The organism is uncultured Sphingomonas sp. (genome assembly GCF_946477935.1).
Lineage (GTDB): Bacteria > Pseudomonadota > Alphaproteobacteria > Sphingomonadales > Sphingomonadaceae > Sphingomonas.
Genome location: NZ_CAMLAC010000059.1, coordinates 1 through 18,164 on the forward strand (window position 1 = coordinate 1; position 18,164 = coordinate 18,164).

At 62.7% G+C, this 18,164-nt stretch carries 15 protein-coding genes and 1 pseudogene; 7 read left to right on the plus strand and 9 right to left on the minus strand.

Annotated features, from left to right (window positions below):
• Positions 1–67: 67 nt before the first annotated feature.
• From Q0U08_RS08520 to Q0U08_RS08530, 3 genes are all read right to left on the minus strand, one after another.
• Positions 68–442 carry a transposase gene (locus Q0U08_RS08520; RefSeq protein ID WP_298090947.1) on the minus strand — a complete coding sequence of 125 codons (375 nt, stop codon included), beginning with the start codon at positions 440–442 and terminating at the stop codon, positions 68–70.
• 214 nt (positions 443–656) lie between these two features.
• Entirely contained in the window at positions 657–3,425 is a 2,769-nt protein-coding gene (locus tag Q0U08_RS08525; protein WP_298090949.1) for an ankyrin repeat domain-containing protein, read from the minus strand.
• A 55-nt stretch (positions 3,426–3,480) separates the two neighbouring features.
• Complete coding sequence (locus Q0U08_RS08530; RefSeq protein ID WP_298090951.1) at positions 3,481–4,290, minus strand: hypothetical protein; 810 nt, start codon at positions 4,288–4,290, stop codon at positions 3,481–3,483.
• A gap of 111 nt (positions 4,291–4,401) precedes the next feature.
• Between Q0U08_RS08530 and Q0U08_RS08535 the strand changes: the two genes are divergently transcribed.
• The 4 genes and pseudogenes from Q0U08_RS08535 (at position 4,402) to Q0U08_RS08550 (ending at position 8,953) form a co-directional block, all read left to right on the plus strand.
• The gene (locus Q0U08_RS08535) at positions 4,402–4,821 is read left to right on the plus strand and encodes a hypothetical protein (RefSeq protein ID WP_298090952.1); all 420 of its coding nucleotides are present in this window, start codon (positions 4,402–4,404) and stop codon (positions 4,819–4,821) included.
• A 256-nt stretch (positions 4,822–5,077) separates the two neighbouring features.
• A complete protein-coding gene (locus tag Q0U08_RS08540; protein WP_298090954.1) occupies positions 5,078–7,066 on the plus strand; it encodes a ParB/RepB/Spo0J family partition protein in 1,989 nt (662 codons plus the stop codon).
• A 166-nt stretch (positions 7,067–7,232) separates the two neighbouring features.
• A pseudogene (locus Q0U08_RS08545) lies at positions 7,233–7,550 on the plus strand (ArdC-like ssDNA-binding domain-containing protein); the annotation flags it as partial.
• A 128-nt stretch (positions 7,551–7,678) separates the two neighbouring features.
• Positions 7,679–8,953: a site-specific integrase gene (locus Q0U08_RS08550; protein WP_141459524.1), complete on the plus strand. Its 1,275-nt coding sequence runs from the start codon at positions 7,679–7,681 to the stop codon at positions 8,951–8,953.
• 8 nt (positions 8,954–8,961) lie between these two features.
• On the opposite strand, the gene Q0U08_RS08555 is transcribed toward Q0U08_RS08550, so the two are convergent.
• Together Q0U08_RS08555 and Q0U08_RS08560 are read right to left on the minus strand one after the other, a co-directional pair.
• Positions 8,962–9,879: a nucleotidyl transferase AbiEii/AbiGii toxin family protein gene (locus Q0U08_RS08555; RefSeq protein ID WP_181443432.1), complete on the minus strand. Its 918-nt coding sequence runs from the start codon at positions 9,877–9,879 to the stop codon at positions 8,962–8,964.
• A gap of 5 nt (positions 9,880–9,884) precedes the next feature.
• A complete protein-coding gene (locus tag Q0U08_RS08560) occupies positions 9,885–10,667 on the minus strand; it encodes a type IV toxin-antitoxin system AbiEi family antitoxin (protein WP_234036046.1) in 783 nt (260 codons plus the stop codon).
• A gap of 339 nt (positions 10,668–11,006) precedes the next feature.
• Between Q0U08_RS08560 and Q0U08_RS08565 the strand changes: the two genes are divergently transcribed.
• Positions 11,007–11,288 carry a helix-turn-helix domain-containing protein gene (locus tag Q0U08_RS08565; protein WP_298090956.1) on the plus strand — a complete coding sequence of 94 codons (282 nt, stop codon included), beginning with the start codon at positions 11,007–11,009 and terminating at the stop codon, positions 11,286–11,288.
• A gap of 231 nt (positions 11,289–11,519) precedes the next feature.
• On the opposite strand, the gene Q0U08_RS08570 is transcribed toward Q0U08_RS08565, so the two are convergent.
• The 4 genes from Q0U08_RS08570 to Q0U08_RS08585 form a co-directional block, all read right to left on the minus strand.
• Entirely contained in the window at positions 11,520–12,302 is a 783-nt protein-coding gene (locus Q0U08_RS08570) for a DUF5131 family protein (RefSeq protein ID WP_141459519.1), read from the minus strand.
• Between the two features lie 2 nt (positions 12,303–12,304).
• Positions 12,305–13,420, minus strand: a complete 1,116-nt coding sequence (locus Q0U08_RS08575) for a three-Cys-motif partner protein TcmP (protein WP_141459517.1) — start codon at positions 13,418–13,420, stop codon at positions 12,305–12,307.
• 214 nt (positions 13,421–13,634) lie between these two features.
• The gene (locus tag Q0U08_RS08580; protein ID WP_298090957.1) at positions 13,635–13,814 is read right to left on the minus strand and encodes a DUF5818 domain-containing protein; all 180 of its coding nucleotides are present in this window, start codon (positions 13,812–13,814) and stop codon (positions 13,635–13,637) included.
• A gap of 44 nt (positions 13,815–13,858) precedes the next feature.
• Positions 13,859–14,515 (minus strand): lytic transglycosylase domain-containing protein, encoded by a 657-nt coding sequence (locus tag Q0U08_RS08585; protein WP_141459515.1) that lies wholly within the window; start codon positions 14,513–14,515, stop codon positions 13,859–13,861.
• Between the two features lie 126 nt (positions 14,516–14,641).
• Between Q0U08_RS08585 and Q0U08_RS08590 the strand changes: the two genes are divergently transcribed.
• Positions 14,642–15,532: a toprim domain-containing protein gene (locus Q0U08_RS08590; protein ID WP_141459513.1), complete on the plus strand. Its 891-nt coding sequence runs from the start codon at positions 14,642–14,644 to the stop codon at positions 15,530–15,532.
• Between the two features lie 87 nt (positions 15,533–15,619).
• Positions 15,620–18,088, plus strand: a complete 2,469-nt coding sequence (locus Q0U08_RS08595; RefSeq protein ID WP_298090959.1) for a strawberry notch-like NTP hydrolase domain-containing protein — start codon at positions 15,620–15,622, stop codon at positions 18,086–18,088.
• Positions 18,089–18,164 lie beyond the last annotated feature (76 nt).

Here is an 18,164-nt window from a genome sequence, read left to right on the forward strand (position 1 = left end):
TCGAACCCCTTGCGCATGTCGGTCACGCCGCACGCCAGGAACACCCGCGTCGGCATTGGCACCGGGCTCACCGCAGCACCGACAGCACCCGTGCCAGCGCGCCTGCATCCACACCTGCGTCTACGCTTACCCGCACGCCGCCCGGCAGCTCGATCTGGATGAGCCCCGATGGACATGGTGCCGGCTGTGGCGCTGGCGGCGTCAGTTCCGCCACCTGCACCTCAGCAAATACTGGCAGCGACGGCATCGCCCCGGCTAGCTTGCCTTCGCGCAGCTGCTTGCGCCACGTGTAGATCAGGCTGCTCGATACCTCGCGATGCGCGATGACATCGCAGACCCGACCCCCCGGTCGGAACGCCTCCGCCAGGATCTCCAGCTTCTCCGTGTCCGACCATCGGCGCCGGCCTGACACCCGGCCAACCACCTCCATCCGACCAGTCATATGAGTGCTCGTATGACTGGTCGTAGAACCGATAACTTCCCGCACCGCCCGCGCCCTCGTCAAAGGCGACAAGCATCCCCGCTACCGGCGCTACCGCAAGGCGGCCTGCTGACCACGCTTACTAACATGCTGCTTCAGCTGCGGAAGGCAAAAGGCGGCTATTTAGCAGGCGTCTGAACCGCTCGGTTTTGACAGCATTCTCTAGCCGCTCTGTCTAGATGCCGTAATGCGCCGATGCTCGCTCAGCTTTTGCGAGTGTCGCGATCACCGGATTATATGGATCGTCGGCCGCATCGGGGTCCGCCGCGAGCCTTGCGAGGTCTAGCGCGGTTCGCCCATCCGTATTTTCGACAAGAGGGTTCGCGCCCGCCTTTAGCAGCACCGATACGCTTGGCCCGTCGGCCTGCGCCGCCGCGATCATCAGCGCGGTCCAGCCCGGCTCCGTGCCGGCCAACTCGGCACCGATCTCGCCTGTAGTCAGATCGATTGACGCGCCCGCCTCGAGCAGTAACGGAAGCACGTCCGCGCGCCTCTTCAAGACAGCCGTGTGTAGCACGCTCAATCCGTGCCGGTTCACCGCCGATCCGTCCGCGCCCGCCGCCATCATCGCTCTGATTGTCTCGAGCGCGCAGCCCTCCATCGCGAGCTGCAATGCAAGCTCGCCATCAGCCCGCGTTGCCTGCGGGTCTGCGCCGCGATCGAGCAACAAGCGCACGACAGCATCGTGGCTCCTGTCGCACGCATAGAGCAGGGGCGTCAGTGCTTCGGGCCCACCCATCACCCGCGGCTCGGGTGTTGGTTGGTTGGCATCAGCGCCAGCCGCCAGCAGCAGCTCGACGCATTCGAGGCTGCCGCCGAATGCCGCAGCGGTAAGCGGCGTTATACCGTTCGCGATCGGCGATACGGGGTCGTCGCCTCTCTTCAGCAGCCAGGCCAAGATCTCGGCCTGTCCATGCTTTGCGGCGAGCACCACCGCAGGCGTCGGCCAGTCCGTTTGCTCGCCGCCAAGCGTCCGCCCGCGCGACCATTGCGCGGCTGCCGGATCTGCGCCGCGTTCGACGCACCAGCGCACCCCCGCCAGCGTTCCTGCCTCGATCGCCGCGGCCAGAGGTGTTTCGCCGCCCCACTGGAACAACCCGTTCTTGGACCAAGGCTCGGCTCCGTCGATATCGAAACCGTCCGCGACGAGCAGCTCGGCTATATCGAATCGCTCCGCTGCAATCGCACGACCGAGCAGCCACCTGCCTGCGTAGTCGCGATCATCCAAGTCGGCCGTCCGCCAAGCCTGCGCGAAGACCATGACGGGATCAGCCTCAACGGATCGACTAAGCGCGGCAGGGACCATGTCGCGGTCCTCCGCCGTCGGGCGCTCTTCCTCGACTTCGCCGCACGCCAGCACAGGTTCGAGTTCGTCTGTGACCCAGCGGTCGATGCCCTCTTCCCACCACTTCGGCTCGCGATAGGTGTTCCATGCATCGCGCGCCGCCGACAGCGCCTGCTGTGCCGCCGCCGTGCCGTTCCGCTCAGCGGCGATCCGGCACAGGTGAAACGCGACCTTGACCTCGAACGGATCGGTCACGGCGGCGAGCGCGGCCGCGGGATTGTCCAGCATGAGTGTCGCCGCCGCCCACTCGGCCGGAGCCCTCGACTGTATAATGGCGCTGGCCTGGAACGCACCGAACCATTGGTTCTGGTCGGCCAAATCCAGCGCGCCTCTTAGCCGAAGGATCAGCTCAAGCCGGATTTCCACCTTCTCCCTCACTGCGTTCGCGGTCGGCAAGTCAAGCCCCGCGCCCGCCACCGTCGCCACAGCGGGGGCGATTCGTTCGAAGCGTGAGGCCATCTCGTCGGCGTCAGGAGGAGTGATCTCGAGCCCCTGCCGCGTCCAGGTGCCTGGCATAGCGACGCTGATCGAACTCTGGGGCGACCCGCCCCACCCCACGAGCAGGCCGACCGCCTTTGCCGCGGCGCAGATAGTCCAACCCGTCCATCGCTGCGAGCGCTCGGTCCCTGCTACCGCACCACCGAAATAGATAATGTCGACTTCTGTGATGTCCTTCTCGCTCGGCAGCGAGCGAAACCCGATGCGTTCGCAGTCAAACCGCAAGACCTCGTCCCCGTCTGGGATGTAATGAGCGTGCGCGCGCTCCTCCTTGTCTTCGTTGTCCAGCTCGCCGGACACCGAATAGGCCACCGGCGGCGATTCCTCGCCGAAATCTGGTGGAATGTGATCCCACACGTCCTCAAATGAATGCCGATGATGATACTTCTCGTCGGGCGCGTCCATGTAGAACACGCCGCGCCGCGCCAACTCGGCCTTTAGCTCGGCCAGCTTTGCACGGAACGCCTCCGTGGCGGGTCGGGCCGGGTGAATGCGCCGTCCCGTCGGCAGATTGAGCCAGCGCATCGTGCCGTCCTGCAAAAACCCGTAGCGATACACGGGCGAGTCGAAGGCCGGTCGACCCTTTTCGGGCTGGAACGGAGCAGTGCGCAGGGTCGTCCCATCTCGCGCCAGAGTGGCTTGCCGCTCACGCTCGGGGGACGGTGGATATACGAAGCGCGATGGTTCATCGTCGAGCTGCGGCCGGCCAAGCACTAGCCCGTTTGTGCCGGACAGCGCAAAGCGCTGCCAGTCGATCGCCACGTTGGCCGTCGTTACGCTTCCGCTGTTCGGTAGTGCTGCCCAGCAATGTGAGGCGTTCTGCACACCCACCAACCACGCACTCGTCGAAGATGGTCCCGGCTCTATCGGCAGCCGCTCACCGGGGCAGAGCGTAAGTTCTGCCTCGTCGCCGTCGGGCGCGGCGTCGCCGATTATTCTTGCGCTGTCTCCCGGAACCAACCCCCAAACCTCGGCGGCTCCGTCCAACAAGCGGTCGCACTCGATAGCCGTCAACCCCGGTTGTTTCAGCAACGCGAGAAGCTCGGGGTTCATCGCCCGCCAGCGCACCCGCACGAACTCCCCCTCAACGAACGCGCCCATCAAGTCGCCTCTTCCCGCCTATCGCTCTCCATCGATCATTAAACGCGGTGACCTGCTACGATCTCATCATGATAACAAGCAAGATGATCACGCCTAGGCAAACCGCGGCGAGCAGCCCTCCAGACGATCCTGCCTTGTAGCGGGGCCGTTCGCCCACCGGCCGGTAGACCTTCTGCGGCGACGCTAGCGGGACGGAGACCGATGTCCGGAGCGCCGGCGAAGGTGATGGTAACGACACCCCCTGCTGCCGACCCCACTCTTCTACTGACATCGGTTCAGGCTCGCCGAAGTCGAGTTCGAGATCGCCGAACGTGAACCGGCGTTCTGCGGCCGACCAGCGCGTCTTAAATCCCTTGGCGCGCGCCAACCCTGCCAGCATCTTCTTAGTATTAGCGATGTGTTTCGACAGCGCCGCTGCGCTTGTCGTGCCGACGTTGTTCAGATGGTCGGCATGAGTCTGATAAGCGGTCGCTGCTTCTGAGAGCAGCGGTTGCATATCCTCGTCGCAGTCAAACTCTAGGCTAAACTCACCGCCCTTTTGCTTGGAGACAATCGAAGCCATCGCCCGCTGGACTTCCCCCTGCACCTTTGAGAAATGGCGGCTCAGGTCCAGCTGCCGCTGCACCGCCGCACGCTGGCGTTCGTAACGTGCCTGCTCGCCCTCATGCGCGGCGTCTTCACGAAGCGCAGCCTTGGCCCGGCGTTCGACGTCGGCCAAGTCGGCCGCAGCAGAGCGCGAGGCTCGGCGCTGGTCGTCGAGATGTCGGCGCACCCAATACTGTCCCTGGCCCATATTCTTGGGGCTGCCCCCGCGCATCCTGACCATGCGACGCTCCTCCATCGCGATGAGAACCTTCAGCGCCAAAATCGCGGATCAAACACCTTAGAGCCGCATTCGGGCATTTATCAAGCGTAGCAGTATTTTGCCGTACTGCGGGTGGGCGATAGAGCGATATCGCGAGCTAACCAGGATCCGATGCTGCTACGTGCCTCGGAGCTCTCCTCGATCCTGAAGAGCGGACAATACGCGGCGCTGCGGATCGACAGCGTCGCCGCCTTGCCGCGACTACTCGGCGTCCGTAACGGCGGTAGGACCGTCGTCGAGGTCGCTGCCATGAGCGAGGGAACGACCGACCAGCTGTTCCTCGCTTTGCGCCTAGCCGCCGTCGAGCAATCTGTCGCAGCGGGCGTGCACCTGCCGTTCTTGGCCGACGATCTCTTCTTCAACTTCGACGACGATCGGTCCGAAGCCAGTTTTCGAGTGCTGGCGGAGCTCGCTAGGTCGACGCAGGCCCTCTTCTTCACCCACCATCCCCATCTACCTTCGACCGCGCGATCGGTGGTTGGGGCGGACAACCACTCCGAGTGTACTCTGGGTCGAGACCCGAGCCGCTAGGCTTCTTCCGGCGTTCAGGCCGAACCGAGCCTCCGCGTACGCTCTTCGATACACCAAGAATGGCCGATTTTAGCGTACCGGACGTTCCCAGCGGCAATCGCAATCGGTAGTTTTGTCCCAACCATGGTCATTCGTCATAGCCCGTTGCAATTGGGAGATTTGCTGCGAACGCAATAGAGGGGAGTGGGCTTTGCCCTGATTGAGCCATTTGGGCGTCGATGGTCGATGCGCGGGCTCACAATCAGGAGTGTGTCCCATGATCAAATCGATTCCGCTGAACAAGCTCGTTCAATCTCCCCGAAATGTCCGCTGTCACAGCGATCCGGCTGTAGATGCCGAACTCAGAGCGAGCATTGCTGCACACGGTCTGCTGCAGAACCTCATCGTCAGACCCGCTGCCAATGGCAAGTTCGAGGTCGAAGCCGGGGAGCGTCGCCGCCGCGCCATGCTCGCGCTCGCCGACGAAAAGATCCTCGCCCGCGATCATGAGGTTACATGCCTTGTGCTCGAAGACAGCGCCGAAGTAGCGGTCGAAATCAGCCTTGCGGAGAACTTCCACCGTCTGGCCATGAACCCGGCCGATGAAGCCCAGGCCTTTGCTGCGCTCGTGGCAGGTGGGGCGACTGTCGAGGACGTTGCCCGCCGCTTCGGTCTGACCGTCCGCTTTGTCGAGGGCCGTCTGCGCCTTGCAACGCTTGCGCCCGTTGTGTTCGAGGCTCTGGCGTCCGGCGAGATCACTCTCGACATCGCGAAAGCCTTCGGTGCGACCTCTGATCAGGAAATCCAGGCCCGTGTCTTCGAGCAGGTTTCCTCATCCTACTATGCACCCAACCCCGACAGCATCCGGCGCATGGTCCTCTCCGGGACTGTCCGGGGCAGCGATCCGCGCGCCCGCCTTGTCGGCCGCGATGCCTACATTACCGCGGGCGGCCGGATCGAGCGCGAACTGTTCGACAACGACGACAGCGAATCCTGGGTCGACGTCGCGTTGCTCGAGAGCCTCGCCGCAGCTAAGATGGAAGATCAGGCGAAAGCGCTCGCCGCTGAGCAGGGTCTCGCCTGGGTCAAGCCCACGCTCGATCCCTATGCCATCCACGATCTCGTCGAGGGGCTGGTCCGACTTCCTGCCGAACCGGCGCCGCTGACCGAAGCCGAATTGGCAAGGCTCGACGAACTCGATACCTCCTATGACGAACATGCGGCGATCCTCGAAGACGAGGACAGTGCCGAGGAGGCTGTGGCTGCGGCCGAAGCGGCAATCGAGGCCATCGAACGCGAGTGCCAGGAAATCCGGGCCCGGCCGCCCGTCATCGCGGCCGAACTCAAGGCCGAGGCAGGGATGATCCTGGTGCTTTCGCGCGATGGCACGCCGGTTCTCCAGCCGGTGTTCTACGGCGAGCGCCAGGCTGAACCCGCCGAAGCCGACGATGGGATCGAAGTCGTTGCTGGCGAGGAAGGTTCGGACAAGCGCCGGACGACCTTGTCCAAGCGCCTGGTTGACGAGCTCGCGATGCAGCGCCGGGATGTCCTGGCACTGCACGTTGCATCTGACCCCGGTCTGGCGCTCGACATCATGGTCTTCACGCTTGCCGATGCCGATACCCACGACTGGCGGGCGCGGGCTGCGAGCACGCTGCGCGCGCCTGTTCCGGCAGGCCCGATCATCGGCTTCGAAGCAAAGGATGCTCCGGCGAGCAGCGGGCTTGCCGAGTTCCGCTCCAGTCTCGACGAAAGCTGGCGCGCTGGAGACAATGCGATCTCCCGCTACGATCTGTTTCGGGCGCTGCCCGAGGACAGCCGCGCAGCCTGGCTTGGCTATGTCGTTGCCCGGTCGCTCGAGGCGAGCCTCAACATGGCCGGTGAGCGTCAGCTGCCATTCCAAGATCATCTCGGAAGCCTGATCGGCATCGACATGGCGCAGTGGTGGCGCCCGACAGCGGCCAACTACTTTGACCGGGTGTCGAAGCAGGTGATCCTTGACGCGCTGACTGATGTCGGCGGTCTCGAGCTCTCCTCACGCTTTTCCTCGGTCAAGAAGGGGGCCCTCGCGATGAGCGCGGAGCGCGTCTTCTCTGGCACCTACATCACCGAAGTCGAGATCCGTGAAAAGGCTCTGGCCTGGGTGCCTGAGGTCATGCGCTTCGCTTGCCATGCACCGGAGGTTGGTGAAGCCGAGATCGAAGCAGCTGACGCTGAGCCTGGTGTCGACGGCGAAGTTCATACCCCCCGCGAGCTGGCCGCCTGACCTCCTCCTGACAGGATCGGCCACTCGCACCTAGAGAAGCGGTCCTTCGGCTAAGCCGGAGGGCCGCTTCCTTTTTGGAAGCAGAGCAGAGGGGGCTCGGGAACCTGTGGCACTGACCGGCGAACCCGTCGCCGACTGTCCAGATGCCTCAATCAGGAGAACCATCATGGCCTATCGTAAGCGGCATGGAAGCGGCGTGTCGCCCGCCACCCGCATCACCCAGGAAATCATCGCCCGTCTGGAAGCAGGCACGAAGCCGTGGATCAAACCGTGGCGCGGTGTCCCGGTCTCCCGGCCCCTTCGGGCTTGCGGGATCCCGTACCGTGGCATGAACGTGTTTTGGCTCTGGATGGTCGCCGACATATGCGGCTACGCCTCGCCGTTCTGGATGACCTACAACCAGGCGAAATCGCTCGGAGCCCAGGTTCGCAAGGGCGAGAAGTCGACCATCGCGATCTTCTACAGGAGCTACAACAAAGAGCTGCAATCAGAGGGTCCTAGCGTGTCCACATGGGTCCAAAAACGGCGGAAATCTGCGATTCATAGTCCGCACTGTTCTTGACATGTTCGCCAGTATCCAGTACAAAAAGCTACCTAAGGTAGCAGGTGCATATGGCGAACAAAGTTGGTTTGACGGACGCTCGGATTGCAGGCTTGAAGGCTCCTGTCACCGGGCAAATTGAGCTTGCTGACCGCATCGTGACCGGGCTCCGGCTTCGAATGGGTGCGAGCGGCATCAAGACGTACATCTTGCGTAAGCGCGTTCAAGGCAAATGGTTGAACGTCACGATCGGGCGACATAGCCCGAGCTTCACGCTTGCCAATGCTCGGCGTAAGGCACGGGATCTCCTGGTCGATGTTGAGCAGGGCAAGAACATCGCCAGAAAGCCAGGCGCGAAGAGGAAGGGATCGAAGGGCGTCGGGACGGTCGCTGAGCTCTACGAGATTTATCTGTCTCAGCAGATCGAGGGCAAAAAGCGGAGCGCGAAGGAGTTCGACCGGGTTTTCCGGAAGTACATCGAACCCGAGCTGGGTGACCGTCTCGCGGATTCCATCACTCGAAGCGACGTGAGCCGCTTTGTCGAGAAGATTGCATTCGAGCGGGGCAAGGAAACCCTGACGATGGCGCGCATCGTGTATCGCCATCTTTCGACTTTCTACACTTGGGCACTCACCAGACTCGAGCATTTGCCAGCCAATCCTTGCCGGGACGCATGGCGTCCGAAGCGAAGTGAGCCTCGCGACCGCGTACTCAGCGATCGAGAGCTCGCGGCCCTGTGGCAAGCCGCTGTCGAGGATGGCTATCCGTTTGGTCATCTTGTGCAAATGCTTGTTCTCACAGCCCAGCGCCGGGGAGAGGTGCTCGACGCCACTTGCGACGAGTTCGATTTCAAGGCGAAGGTTTGGACCGTCCCGGGAGACAGAGCGAAAAACGGCAAGGCGAATGTGGTGCCGCTGTCGGCGCAGGCCCTTGCAGTGGTCACCGACATCTTTGCGGCCGCGGGGATCGCCCCTGACGACGCGCACAAGCAATCCCAAATTCTGTTGGCATCCAAGGTCACCAACACGAACAGTGTTAGCGGACTGTCAAAGGCCTGGAAGCGGATTAGGGCAAGCGTGGATGAGAAGCTCGGCTATGAGGCCGGTCATTTCACCATGCACGATATTCGCCGGACGGTGGCAACTGGCCTTCAGCGTCTCGGGATCCCTCTGGTGGTTTCGGAAGCCGTCCTTAATCACCAGTCTGGATCAGCTATGGCTGGTGTGGCGGGAGTCTACCATCGGCACCAGTACACCAACGAAAAGCGCGAGGCGCTTGCGCTATGGGGCAGGGAGGTTTTGCAGATCGCCGCCAAATACCCTCCGCAACAGGATCAGGATGGCTGACCTGTCACTCACGGAAACAGCACCTTCTCCAGCGCTTCGGCCAGTTCGCGCCGCTTGCCGACGGAGAGGCTGTCGAGGTTGCGCTGTTTCCACAGGACCGCGGGCAGGTTCTGCGCTTCGGCGATGCCCAGCAGATCCCAGTCAGGCTCTCCCCGTTTGAAGCTGCGAAGAAAGCGTCTGTGCTCCTCCGGCATGTCGACGACCATCGCGACGATGATCGCCTCTCGCGCGGCTTCAAGCTCGGCAAGCTCGACCGGCTCCTGCGTCATTCCGGCAAAGCCACGCGTGAACTCATCGTACAGCGGCTTGCGCGCCGGGGCGAGGATTTCCGCCATCGGGCGGTTGTGGCTGGCGAGGTAGACAAGGAAGGCGCGGCGCAGCGCGTCCGTGACACGTTCGTTGGCCAGGAGCTCGCGCACATCGAAAAGATCGCGGGGATGCTGGCGGTCGAGCGCCGCCACGATCTTGCCCGCGTAGAGGTCGGCGAAGGACACGACCTGAATCTCGGCGAAGCCGAAGGCATCTTCGACGGCGGGCGTCACGCCGGTGACGACGGGATCATAAACGGTGCCGCGCAGTACGGGGGTCACCTCGATCTTGATTTGCACGTCCCCTGCGCGGACGATCAACTTGGTGACGATGTTCTCGCCGGCCGAGCGTGAGGCATGGACCCGCGCACCGCGTATGCCCTTCTCGATCCGCTTCTCGATGCGCAGCATGGCGGCGTCGGTCGCGGCGAGCGAGGCGGCGCGATCCTCGACCGGCAGATAGGTGAGGTCGATGTCGACCGAGAGGCGTGGCAGGTCGCGTACGAACAGGTTGATCGCTGTGCCGCCCTTGAGGGCAAAGACTCTTTCCTCAGCAACGAACGGGAGAACGCGGATGAGAAGGGCGACCTGTTGCCGGTAGTTGTCGAGAAAAGCCATGGCGATCAGTGCGCCTCGAGATCGGCGGGAACGGTGATCTGGTAGCGCGGGTTCAGCCTGCCGTCTTTGACGAGGACGCGCTTGCCCGCGCCAAGATCGAGGCGCGAGGTATCGAGACGCGAGCGCCACGCATGGCGGTGGCGGTCGGCGAAGAACAGGAAGAGCCGCTTCACCTTGACGCTGGTGCAGGATTCAAGAAGTGTTTGAAGGCGGCGCGGGCTCAAGTCGCTCATGCCTTCCATCAGGGCATCGACCTGATGGAAACTCTCGTGCCCGGGGAGTTCGTCGAGCATTTCGAGAACCGCACGCTCCTTGCTGGAATAGCGTAGAGGCAAGGTCTGGCCAGCGGCGCCCGCCATGACAGGGCTGGGCTCGGGCGGCGCATCGGCATCGCCGGGAAACAGCCGTAGGCTGTTGTGCCAGTGGAAAACGACATCGAGCGGCAAGCTGGCAAGCCAGGTTGGCGGGCGCTTCGGCCCGTAGAGGTGAACTTCGCGCATCGAAGCCGACAGGTAATGGGCATAGCCCTGCTGTTCGAGCGCGGTGCGCCCGCCCACGGTCAGGGGCAGGTCGAGAACGGACTGGAGCGAGACAATGGTCTGCTGCCATGTCAGCGGGGTGCGCGCGCGGCGATAGACGCGCCGCGCGGGACTGGTGAGCCAACCGGCGCGAACATACTGGCTGCGCAGGGATGATGAATAGCCGTGGGCTTCCATCCATGCCGCATCGGCAAGGAGTCCCTCGGGGAGTTCCTGCTGGAGGCGGTTTAACTTATGATCGGAACGCATAGCCATCCTTAGCATTTTGCCGGATTCATAAACCGATGTCGAGTTTATAAATTCCAGTTTTTGCAAAGCCTAACTTGGCGTTTCGTGCGATCCGTAAACCTATCAACCCTATTCACCGCACATTATGCGGTGAATAGGGTGATATTCGCCGCAAACCGGCCGGAAGGCCGGGGGCACGTCAGCGCCCTCGGCCTCCGCTGGATACAAGCTGAAGGCGGTCGAAGTGTTCGACCGCAAGGTTCCGCTCGTGGCGTTAGCGTGGCACCGTCCGGCTTGATCTGTTGTCATGTTTGACTACACATTGCCGCGATGGCTGACCCAGACAATTCATGCGAGCTGGTGTACGGCTCGGGCAATGTCTTCGCCGATTTCGGCGTGCCCGATGCGGGCTTGCGCCAGCTGCGCGCGATCCTCGCCGCCGAAATCATCAAGGCGCTCGATGCCGAAGGGCTGAGCGTGCGCGAGGCCGGGGAGCGCACCGGCGTGGCGGCGGCGGATTTCCCGCGCATTCGTCAGGTCAGGCTCGACCGCTTCACCATCGACCGGCTGCTGCGGATTCTCGACCGGCTCGATCGGGATGTCCGGGTGGAGATTGCGGTGACGCCGCGCGCATCCGGCTAGGCTGACTCCGTCGCCGCAGGACGTCTGATCCCTTTGCCAGGGCTTCTGGCGGTATGTGCCTTGAACACCCCCGGAAAACCCGGGACGCTTCAGGCTGCCGCTCAACCTGACGAAGGTCGTCAATGGTGACTAAGCGATCGCCATGGCTTCAGCTGAAGCCATGGCCAGCTACGCCAATTATCAAATGCACTTGAACGATCGCTACGCCAATATGGATTTTTGACGGCGAACCTAGAAGGACACCGCCACTAAGGCGGCCTCACTGCGTAGAGGCTCCTTGGGGAACTCGTCCCACGTTTGGCCATCGAGCGTCCGGCCAGTCTTCTTCTTGTTGACGCCACCCCATTGTTTGAAATGGAAGGCCACATCGGCGGACTGGCACTGGTCGCGTATCGATCGCACCCAGCTTGGGTCCATCGGTCTTGCGCCTGGGCCGCTCTCACCCCCCGCGATGACCCAGTCGATGCCCTGGAGGTTCATATTTTCGAGCGGTCCAAGCAGGGGCTCTAAGCTCAGAAACTTGATTGCCCCCTCGGTCCGGCGAAGGTGGTCGATGCGATAAAGATAGTCTGCATTTTCGACGCTGACCCCCATCCAGACATTGTCCGGCCAATCCAACTTGGGAGCGAGCTCTTCAAGCCGCTCCGCGCGCTTTGTCAGAATCTGATAACTGTGCTGCGGCGTTGCTGCCATCGTTTCGAAAACGCGTTGGACAAATTCGAGCGGCACTTCGTCGTGGAACAGGTCTGACATTGAGTTGACGAAGATCATGCGACCTGTCCGCCACGTCGCTGGCAATTTCAGGCTTTCGTCGTCTACACGAACGACGCCGTTCCACTTCGGCCGACGGCCAGACATGCGAGTGGTGCCAGCGTATTTCGGCTGGCCCATGGCTTCGAGCCGTCGCGCCATCCGCATGGCGTAGCAGTTTGTGCAGCCTGGTGAGATCACATCGCAGCCTACAACTGGGTTCCATGTGGCCTCAGTCCACTCGATCGATGAATTCGTTGCCATGTTCAGCCCCCTTCCTTGAACTGGATCTTCACATGGTCGGGGTAAGTGCCTTTACGACGTGTCCCTTTCGTCGAATACGCCGATACCCTGTCTGCAGCCTCCAAAGCACTTAGCGCCTCGCGATAATTCTTTCGGATGTATGGCTTGCCGACGCTGTGCCGCTCATAGATTTCCGTGAGCGAAAGCGTCTGTCCTGCAAAATCTTCCAGCAGCATTTCCTTCAGCTTCGACATCGGTTGGGCAAGAGAAAACAAGAGCGGCATTGAGGCATCAGCCGGGGAATAGGTGAGCGACGGAACGCCTTCGTCTAGCGTTGAGCTTTCCGCAGCCATGATATCCTTCATAATCTCATAGCCCTTGAAGTGCTTTGAGACGAAAATCAGCTTGTGCGAGGTCCGCGTGCCCTCGCTGTTCCGGAATGTGAATGGCAGCACATACTTGCCTCCGAGTGACTGAATTTCGTTGGCTAGCTCTTCCAGGATGGCAGCTTCTCGCAACTCTGGCGTCAAACCGGACAACCTTGCCCTTAGAGCATCCGCACGCTCCTCTCCGAACAGTGCATCCATATGCTTCTTCACGCCGGGATTGTTGATGCCCGCGTTGATCCGATTGTAGTTGAAGAAAAAGACACAGTCGCAGCCCCAGTCTTTAATGACACCTTGGACAATCCGCAACGACAGGCCCTTGTATCCGAAAGGATCGACGAACGAGAACGACGGGACAAGCCGTGTTTCGTTGAAATAGGTGGCGGCATCATCATCAACCTCTCCGCACGTGACGACAGGCTTGTGCTTGAGCTTGTCGATGCCCGGCAGCTTGTCGATTTCTGTCTGAAGTGTTGAGACGTTATCTTTCTTTCCGTCGTTGAAATACGAGGTCAGCATCTGCGACATCTGCGGATGATTGATGGCCGTTTGCAGCACGAGCAGGGGTGTAGAGGCAGCGCCGTCTCTGTAGCGGCCTGGGCCTGCATAGAGATCCATGTACGCGATCTTCTCGCCTCGCTTCGCTACCGTTGGCATGACGACCTGCGCCCAGGTGGAGAAGTACTTGTTCACGATGCGGGCTTTGACCTCAGACTGGTCAGTCCGCTCTTCGAAGAACTTCTGGTTCGTCATGCTTCTACGTTGCCCCACTTGAGATTCTGGATCACATAGAACAAAATACGAACAAGGGCAATTTGATTGTCTTTTGAATGGGGAAAGCCTTTCAGTCCCCCGTAGGGCAGGGCGGGTGGAACGAAGTGAGCGCACCTCATAGGGGCGGCTCGATCACCAGCGGCTCATGCTGGGAGGTTCTCCAACTCGGCGCGAAATATCCGCCGCAGGAGAATCAGGAAGGCTGACTGTCCGCGCCAATCCAGTCGGCGCGTAGGCGATCGATCCCTGCAACGACGCCATCGACGATCACCTTCGAGCCGATGAGATCGGCGGCATCTTCCTCGCTTTCGACAATCCAGACCTCGTCTGTTTTCGTGGTCCGGATCATCCCGCGCCTGCCGCGGCTCAGCATTCCTGACACGGGTATTCGACCGGAACTCACCACTACCCCCCTGTTCAGAAGCGCCAATGACGCAGCACATCGCGCACATAGGCCGGTGTCTCGCCATTGCGTGGGATACCGCCCGCTCGCTCGACGGCGCCAGGGCCTGCATTGTAAGCGGCGAGGGCCAGATGCACTACCCCGAACTTGTCGAGCATCTGACGCAGATACTTCGCCGCGCCGAAGAGGTTCGCTGCGGGATCGAAGCGATTTGGCACGCCAAGGTCGCGCGCGGTCCCCGGCATCAACTGACCCAGGCCAGCGGCACCAGCCTTGCTGATCGCCAGGGGGTTATACCGCGATTCCGTCCATACCAGGGCGTCGAGAAGGCCAATTGGCAGCGAGTATTGAGCCTCCGCTGCATAGACATGGGGAAGGTAGCTTGCCCGTCGAAAGCCCGATGGGCCGGTGCCTTCGGGCTTCGCATAGCGATAGGGGAGGTAGGTCCTGCCCGCTTCGAGAACCGGAGCGCCGGACGAAGCTGCCAGGGACTGTCGCCAGATCCCATGTTCGACCAGTTGGAAACCGTTCGCTCCCTCGGCCACACGGAAGCCGTCAGATCGGATCTCGTGTACAGTGGCCTCAGGGGCAGCCTCCATTTGCGCGTGAGCCGGGACGACGAACGCCCATCCCGTCACCGCCGCTGCGATCGTTGCCCATCTCAGTCTCATTTCCGGATTCCTCTATGGCCGAATCGGGTAAGAACATATATAGAACATTGCATGTAGGAAAATGTATTGTCGGCGACGCAGAGCGGAGGCTGCGCGGGTGGAGGCATGTCACGAAGGAGATGCCCCATGTCCCAAGTTCACGCGTCGCTCGAAGCTCGCGCCAGGAAGATCGTCGAGGCACTGGGCGGTACCTGGTCGCGTTCGCGCGGCATGTGCTGCTGTCCGGCCCATGCGGATCGCACCCCCTCGCTCAGCATCACGCTCGGTAAGCGTGCGATCCTTGTTCACTGCTTCGCCGGTTGCGCCAACGAGGCGGTCATCGCGGGCATGGCCAAGCTGGGCGTGCGAATCTCGGACCTGTTCGACGGTCCAGCCGGCGAACACGCATCGGAGCCACGCAAGGAAGTTGCGAACCGCAACGCCCTGAGACTCTGGCGCGAGGCCTCGATCCTCGCGGGGAGCCCGGCCGCCCGCTACCTTTCGGCAAGAGGGATCACGATCGCATCATCCGACCTGCGCTTCCATCCGCGTATGCCGCTGGGGCCAAAAGGCGCGGTGCGGTTTTTGCCGGCTCTGGTGGCAGCGGTTCGCAACGATGCGGGCATATTGGCTCTGCACCGAACCTTCCTCGATACCGATAGGCACAGTCTCGCCGCATTCGCGCAGCCCAAGCGCGCGCTAGGCAGCCCCGGCTCGGGTGCCGTGCGCCTGGCTTACCCGCACGGTGGCCGCCTCGGCCTTGCCGAGGGGAACGAGTCCGCGCTCTCGGCGATGCAGCTGTTCGGTATTCCCTGCTGGGCCACGCTTGGCAATGAGCGGTTCGGCCTGGTCACGATCCCGGAATCGGTGCGCGAGTTGCATCTGTTCGTCGACAACGACGCCGGCGGTCGCCACGCCGAGGAGCGCGCCAGCGAAGCCTATGCTTGCGAAGGCCGGCGGATTGTCACCCGGCGGCCCGAACGACCTGATGAGGACTGGAACGACGTGCTGATGCGCCGGGTCCGAGCGGCCGCTTGAGTTTCTGAGAGAGGAAAGAGGGCTTGGGGCCTGTTGAGGCCTCCGGACGGACCCCCGAACGGACATGGCCTCGTCAGGAGGTTTTCCATGTCCCATGCTTCTCCCGCTTTCGCGTTTTCCGAAGCCGAAGAACCGCTGGCGCTCGCCGCGGCCAGAGCGCTTGCCGCCCGGCTCGGCGCCGATGAGCCGATCTCACGCCCTGCGCTGAACGCCGTGATGGCCGACTGTTTCGGCGGCAGTGATGCCGAGGGGCGCTGGTCGGTGCGCGATGCCAATGCCGCGCTCGAACTGGCGCAGGTGCTGTTCGTGGCGGAAGCAGCCGAGCTCACCTGCGCAATGTCGCCCGATCTTGCCGATCGGGTTTTCACGCGCCTCGAAGCGCTGGTGCCGACCCAGACCAACCGCAGCGACGAGCAGATCGAGTGGCAGCAGTTTGCAACGCCGCCGCGTCTCGCCTGGCTCGCTGCCCGGGCCTGCGCGATTTCTGCCGGAGAACTGGTGCTCGAACCCTCGGCGGGCATGGGGATGCTTGGCGTCTGGGCGGCAAAGGCCGGCGGGCGTCTCGCGCTCAACGAGATCTCGCCGCTGCGCCGCGAATGCCTCAGCCTGTTGTTTCCAGATGCGGCCGTGACGGGGTGCGATGGCGAACTGATCGACGAACTGCTCGCGCCCGACGTGGGTCCGAGCGTGGTGCTGATGAACCCGCCCTATTCGCACGGGATCGAGCGCGGTCACGATGGGCGCACCGGGGCGCGGCATTTGCGCTCAGCCTGGAAGCGGCTGCTCCCCGGAGGTCGCCTCGTTGCGGTCATGCCCGAATGGTTCGACTTGCCGCGCTTCGTTGCCGGGATCGCCGGTCCGGTGGCGCTCCGGCTCAACGCCGCGATCGAGCGAGGCTTCGTCAAGCAGGGCACCTCGATCACCACCCGGCTGCTGGTGCTCGACAAGGCCGATGGTGGCGACAGTCCGATCATCGCCAAGCCTGTGAACTTTGCGGAACTTTGCTTTCTGCTCGATATGTTGCCAACTCGGGCGGAGCGGACGGCCGAACCGATCATCGCAGCGAGACCGGCCTTGCCGCTGCGCCTCGCCGCTTCAGCGAGGAAGCCGGTTCCGCTTGCGGTTCGGCCCGTCGTGGCCGCGCCATCGATCCTGCCGCTCGTCTACCAGCCGCTCGACGCGCCCGCGCCGATCGCCGAGCAGGTCGGGCACTATCTCCCCTACCGGCCGAGCCGGATCGCGATTGAAGGCGCGCATCCGCACCCGACCCCGCTTGTCGAATCCGTCGCCATGGGATCGATCACCGCACCGGTGCCCGAGGCAGTGCCGCAACTCCCTTCCGACCTCATCGCCAAAGGCATCCTCTCGGCCGCCCAGGCCGAGACCCTGATCTATGCCGCGAGCGCTCATGCCCGTGATCTCTCCGGACGCTTCGAGCCCGAGGACAAGGGCTGTACCTTGAAAGCGAGCGCCGAAGGCAAAGCCTACCGCATGGGCTACTTTCTGGGCGACGGGACCGGGGCTGGGAAAGGCCGTCAGGTCGCCTCGGTCATCCTAGATCGCTGGGTGAGGGGCGAGCGCCGCCACATCTGGATTTCGAAGAACGAAGCCCTGCTCGAAGATGCGCGCCGCGACTGGACGGCGCTCGGTGGTCTGCCGATTGACGTCCAGCCGCTCGGGCAATGGAAGCTCGGGGGGGCGGTCGGGATGCGCGAGGGAATCCTGTTCGTCACCTATCCGACGCTGCGATCCGGTCGCAGCGATGCGACCCGGCTCGAGCAGATCCTCGAATGGGCGGGCGACGACTTCGACGGGGTGATCGTCTTCGACGAGGCTCACGCCATGGCCAACGCCGCGGGCGGCGAGGGATCGCGCGGCAAGGTCAAGGGCTCTGAGCAGGGGATCGCCGGGGTGCGCCTCCAGAACCTGCTGCCGCGCGCCCGCGTGCTCTACGCTTCGGCAACCGGTGCCTCGGACGTCAACAACCTCGCCTATGCGACCCGGCTTGGCCTGTGGGGACCGGAAACCGCCTTTGCCAACCGCGAGACATTTGTGGCCGACATCCGCGATGGAGGGATCGCGGCGATGGAGCTGGTCGCGCGCGATTTGAAGTCCCTCGGACTCTACACCGCGCGGGCACTATCGTTCGCCGGGGTCGAATACGAGATCCTCGAGCATTGCCTCACCGCCGATCAGATCGCGGTCTACGATGCCTATGCGCAAGGCTGGGCCATCATCCATGCCAACCTGCGCGATGCCCTCGAAGAAACCCGGATTATCGATGCCGACAGCGGCGACACGCTGAACTCGGGGGCCAAGGCAGCTGCGCTTTCGGTGTTCGAAGGAACCAAGCAGCGCTTCTTCGCGCAGTTGCTGCTCTCGATGAAGTTGCCGAGCCTGCTTCCAGCGATCGACAGCGCGCTCGCCGAGGGCAACGCCGTGGTAGTGCAGCTCGTCTCGACCGCCGAGGCGATGCTCGATCGTCGGCTTGCCGATCTTTCCGATGCCGAACGCGAAGCGCTCGAGATCGATCTCAGCCCCCGCGAATATGTCTAATGTGGAGCTCCACATTAGACGTATTCTTTGCAGTCGCAGTTTATGTCGAGCGTGGCGGCGAGAGACGCAGGTTTCC

Coding starts and splice junctions, on each gene's coding strand:
- Q0U08_RS08525 (WP_298090949.1), bottom strand. CDS start 3,425: ATGGGCGCGTTCGTTGAGGGGGAGTTCGTGCGGGTGCGCTGGCGGGCG.
- Q0U08_RS08575 (WP_141459517.1), bottom strand. CDS start 13,420: ATGACGAACCAGAAGTTCTTCGAAGAGCGGACTGACCAGTCTGAGGTC.
- Q0U08_RS08520 (WP_298090947.1), bottom strand. CDS start 442: ATGACTGGTCGGATGGAGGTGGTTGGCCGGGTGTCAGGCCGGCGCCGA.
- Q0U08_RS08570 (WP_141459519.1), bottom strand. CDS start 12,302: ATGGCAACGAATTCATCGATCGAGTGGACTGAGGCCACATGGAACCCA.
- Q0U08_RS08560 (WP_234036046.1), bottom strand. CDS start 10,667: ATGCGTTCCGATCATAAGTTAAACCGCCTCCAGCAGGAACTCCCCGAG.
- Q0U08_RS08540 (WP_298090954.1), top strand. CDS start 5,078: ATGATCAAATCGATTCCGCTGAACAAGCTCGTTCAATCTCCCCGAAAT.
- Q0U08_RS08555 (WP_181443432.1), bottom strand. CDS start 9,879: ATGGCTTTTCTCGACAACTACCGGCAACAGGTCGCCCTTCTCATCCGC.
- Q0U08_RS08550 (WP_141459524.1), top strand. CDS start 7,679: ATGGCGAACAAAGTTGGTTTGACGGACGCTCGGATTGCAGGCTTGAAG.
- Q0U08_RS08535 (WP_298090952.1), top strand. CDS start 4,402: ATGCTGCTACGTGCCTCGGAGCTCTCCTCGATCCTGAAGAGCGGACAA.
- Q0U08_RS08580 (WP_298090957.1), bottom strand. CDS start 13,814: ATGCTGAGCCGCGGCAGGCGCGGGATGATCCGGACCACGAAAACAGAC.
- Q0U08_RS08590 (WP_141459513.1), top strand. CDS start 14,642: ATGTCCCAAGTTCACGCGTCGCTCGAAGCTCGCGCCAGGAAGATCGTC.
- Q0U08_RS08585 (WP_141459515.1), bottom strand. CDS start 14,515: ATGAGACTGAGATGGGCAACGATCGCAGCGGCGGTGACGGGATGGGCG.
- Q0U08_RS08595 (WP_298090959.1), top strand. CDS start 15,620: ATGTCCCATGCTTCTCCCGCTTTCGCGTTTTCCGAAGCCGAAGAACCG.